This window comes from Mycobacterium sp., assembly GCF_039583805.1.
Classification (GTDB): domain Bacteria; phylum Actinomycetota; class Actinomycetes; order Mycobacteriales; family Mycobacteriaceae; genus Mycobacterium.
In genome coordinates this window covers 27,431-31,201 of record NZ_JAVKSH010000036.1, presented here as the reverse complement: position 1 = coordinate 31,201, position 3,771 = coordinate 27,431, and the positions used below count along the sequence as shown (strand labels likewise).

The 3,771-nt window shown below is 70.9% G+C and carries 4 protein-coding genes; all 4 read left to right on the top strand.

Annotated elements, in window-relative coordinates:
• The first annotated feature begins 129 nt into the window (after positions 1 to 129).
• Genes pafA through tatA form a run of 4 tightly spaced genes read left to right on the top strand, consistent with a single transcriptional unit; the run spans position 130 to position 3,710 of the window.
• Positions 130 to 1,488, top strand: a complete 1,359-nt coding sequence (gene pafA, locus ABDW21_RS06960) for a Pup--protein ligase (RefSeq protein ID WP_343603245.1) — start codon at positions 130 to 132, stop codon at positions 1,486 to 1,488.
• 10 nt (positions 1,489 to 1,498) lie between these two features.
• Positions 1,499 to 2,491 carry a YafY family protein gene (locus ABDW21_RS06955; protein WP_343603247.1) on the top strand — a complete coding sequence of 331 codons (993 nt, stop codon included), beginning with the start codon at positions 1,499 to 1,501 and terminating at the stop codon, positions 2,489 to 2,491.
• Complete coding sequence (locus tag ABDW21_RS06950; RefSeq protein ID WP_343603248.1) at positions 2,488 to 3,444, top strand: YafY family protein; 957 nt, start codon at positions 2,488 to 2,490, stop codon at positions 3,442 to 3,444. Before ABDW21_RS06955 ends, ABDW21_RS06950 begins: the two co-directional genes overlap by 4 nt.
• A gap of 29 nt (positions 3,445 to 3,473) precedes the next feature.
• On the top strand, positions 3,474 to 3,710 hold the full coding sequence (gene tatA / locus ABDW21_RS06945; protein WP_343603250.1) for a Sec-independent protein translocase subunit TatA: 237 nt from the start codon (positions 3,474 to 3,476) through the stop codon (positions 3,708 to 3,710).
• The last annotated feature ends 61 nt before the right edge of the window (positions 3,711 to 3,771 follow it).

The window sequence follows — 3,771 nt, the reverse complement described above, 5'->3', positions numbered from 1 at the left end:
CCCTCGTCATCGAACATGTGTTCGAGTATAGCCCAACCCGCCGACACGGCCAACAGCGCGTGCCCCGCCGGCACCGGTTCGGTGGCGCCGGTCCCACCGCCATGGCGCATCAACCAGTACGCTCGAAGCGTGCAGCGACGAATCATGGGCATCGAGACCGAATTCGGTGTCACCTGCACGTTTCACGGTCACCGCCGGCTGTCCCCGGACGAGGTGGCGCGCTACCTGTTCCGCAGGGTGGTGTCCTGGGGGCGCAGCTCCAACGTCTTCCTGCGCAACGGGGCCCGGCTCTACCTCGACGTGGGCAGCCACCCCGAGTACGCCACCGCCGAGTGCGACAGCCTCGAGCAGCTGGTCACCCATGACCGCGCGGGTGAGCGGGTGCTCGAAGATCTACTCGTCGACGCCGAGCAGCGGCTGGCCGACGAAGGCATCGGCGGCGACATCTACCTGTTCAAGAACAACACCGACTCGGCGGGCAACTCCTACGGCTGCCACGAGAACTACCTCATCGTGCGGGCCGGGGAGTTCTCCCGGATCGCCGACGTGCTGCTGCCGTTCCTGGTCACCCGCCAGCTGATCTGCGGGGCCGGCAAGGTGCTGCAGACCCCCAAGGCCGCCACGTTCTGCCTGTCCCAGCGCGCCGAACACATCTGGGAGGGCGTGTCCAGCGCGACCACCCGGTCACGTCCGATCATCAACACCCGCGACGAACCGCACGCCGACGCCGAGAAGTACCGGCGGCTGCACGTCATCGTCGGCGACTCCAACATGAGCGAGACCACCACCATGCTCAAGGTCGGCACGGCCGCGCTGGTGCTGGAGATGATCGAAGCCGGGGTCGCCTTCCGCGACTTCTCCCTGGACAACCCCATCCGCGCCATCCGCGAGGTCAGCCACGACGTCACCGGCCGGCGTCCGGTGCGGCTGGCCGGCGGCCGGCAGGCCAGCGGGCTGGACATCCAGCGGGAGTACTACACGCGCGCCGTCGAGCACCTGCAGGTCCGCGAACCCAACGCGCAGATCGAGCAGGTCGTCGACCTGTGGGGGCGCCAGCTCGACGCCGTCGAAAGCCAGGACTTCGCCAAGGTCGACACCGAGATCGACTGGGTGATCAAACGCAAGCTGTTCCAGCGTTACCAGGATCGCTACGCCATGGAGCTTGCCGACCCCAAGATCGCCCAGCTGGACCTGGCCTACCACGACATCAAGCGCGGCCGCGGCGTGTTCGACCTGTTGCAGCGCAAGGGGCTGGCGGCGCGGTTCATCACCGACGAGGACATCAACGAGGCCGTCGACACCCCACCGCAGACCACCCGCGCCCGGCTGCGTGGCGAGTTCATCAGCGCCGCCCAGGCCGCCGGTCGTGACTTCACCGTCGACTGGGTGCACCTGAAACTCAACGACCAAGCCCAGCGCACCGTGCTGTGCAAAGACCCATTCCGGGCGGTCGACGAGCGGGTCAAGCGGCTGATCGCCAGCATGTAGCTTCTAGGGCGTGGCGACCTCGAAAGTCGAGCGGTTGATGAACCTCGTCATCGCGCTGCTGTCGACCCGCGGCTATCTCACCGCCGACAAGATCCGCTCCAGCGTGGCCGGTTACGCCGAGAGTCCCAACGACGACGCGTTCTCGCGGATGTTCGAGCGCGATAAAAACGAGTTGCGTGACCTGGGGATCCCGCTGGAGACCGGGAAGGTGTCGGTGTTCGACCCGGTGGAGGGCTATCGCATCAACCGCGACGTCTACGCGCTCCCACCCGTCGAGTTGACCGGCGACGAGGCGGCCGCGGTGGCCGTCGCCACCCAGCTGTGGGAGTCGCCGGAGCTGACGACCGCCGCCCAGGGCGCGCTGCTCAAGCTGCGGGCCGCCGGGGTGGACGTCGACCCCGACGCACCGGTGACTATCGCCTCGCCGGCCGGGCCCGCGGGTCTGCGGGGCTCGGAGCACGTGCTCGGGGCACTGCTGTCGGCTGTCGACTCCGGGCGGGCCGTGCAGTTTGCGCACCGGGCCTCGCGCAGCGAGCCCTACACCGTGCGCACCGTCGAGCCGTGGGGTGTGGTTACCGAGAAGGGCCGCTGGTATCTCGTCGGCCATGACCGCGACCGGGGCACCACCCGGGTGTTCCGGCTGTCCCGGATCGGGGACGGCGTGACACCGATCGGACCGGCGGGGGCGGTCGCACCGCCCGACGGCGTCGACCTGCGCGGGCTGGTTGCGCAGGCGGTGGCCGACGCGCCCAGCGGCGTGCGGGCCCGGGTGTGGGTGGCCGACGGGCGGGCCACCGGGCTGCGGCGGGCCGGCACGTCCCTGGGGCTGCGGCAGCTGGCCGGCCGCGAGGGCGAGGTCCTCGAACTCGATGTCGGCACCACCGACCGGCTGACGCGGGAGATCACCGGCTACGGCGCCGACGCCGTCGTGCTCGAACCCGCATCGCTGCGCGACGACGTACTGGCCCGGCTGGCGGCCCAGGCCGCGGACGGCAGCCGATGACGCCGGTCTCCGAGCGGTTGGTGCGGCTGCTCAACATGGTGCCCTACTTCCAGGCCAATCCCCGGGTCACCCGGGCCCGGGCCGCCGCCGATCTCGGCGTCTCACCCGAGCAGCTGGACACGGACCTGGACCAGCTGTGGTGTTGCGGTCTTCCCGGATACGGGCCCGGTGACCTGATCGACTTCGACTTCTCCGGCGACACCGTCGCGGTGACCTTCTCCGCCGGGGTGGACAAGCCGCTGCGGCTGACCTCGCCGGAGGCCACCGTGGTGCTGACGGCGCTGCGGGCGCTGGCGGACATCCCCGGACTGGTCGACCCGCAGGCGGCGCGCAGCGCGATCGCCAAGATCGAAGCGGCCGTCGGCGCCGCCGGGCAGCCGCGGCCCGCCGCCGCCGGCACCCCCGCCGAGAACCGGGCGGCGGCCGTCGTGCGGACCGCGGTGCGCGACCGTCGCGCACTGGCCATCGACTACTACGCCGCCTCGCGCGACACGCTGTCGCGGCGGGTCGTCGACCCGATCCGGGTGGTGCTGGTCGGCGACCACAGCTACCTGGAAGCGTGGTCGCGGGAGGCCGAGGGGGTGCGGCTGTTCCGGTTCGACCGCATCGTCGACGCCCGGGTGCTCGACGAGCCGGCCGCGCCGCCGGAACCCGCCGCCCAGGCGCCGCCGGACATGTCGCTGTTCGACGCCGACCCGTCACTGCCGTCGGCGACGCTGCGGTTGACCCCGTCGGCGTCGTGGATGTTCGAGTACTACCCGATGCGGCTGCTGCGCGAGTTGCCCGACGGGTGCTGCGAGGCGGCGATGACCTACGCCTCCGACGAGTGGATGACGCGGCTGATCCTCGGCTTCGGGTCGGAGGTGCGGGTGCTGGCGCCGGACACGCTTGCGCAGCGGGTCCGCGGCGCCGCGACCGCGGCGCTGGAGGCCTACCGGGCTGCGGCGCGGTAGCATCGGATGGACGTCTGGAGGTAACCAAAGTGGGCAGTCTCAGTCCGTGGCACTGGGCGATCCTGATCGTCGTCGTGGTCGTGCTGTTCGGGGCGAAGCGGCTCCCGGACGCGGCACGCTCGTTGGGCAAGTCGCTGCGCATCTTCAAGTCCGAGGTCCGTGAACTGCAGAACGAGAGCAGGCCGGCAACGCCGCCGGCGGCGCCCGCCACACCCGTGCAGTCCGACCGGGTCGACCCGCCGGCGGCCGACGGGCGCCCGGTCTAGTCCGGGACCCCCGACGCGCTGATCGTGCGCCCCATGACTTTGTGCACCGAGTGACTCTGCA

Bases quoted from the DNA above. Each gene is read 5' to 3' on its own strand.
- ABDW21_RS06950 (WP_343603248.1), top strand. From the start codon at position 2,488: ATGACGCCGGTCTCCGAGCGGTTGGTGCGGCTGCTCAACATGGTGCCC.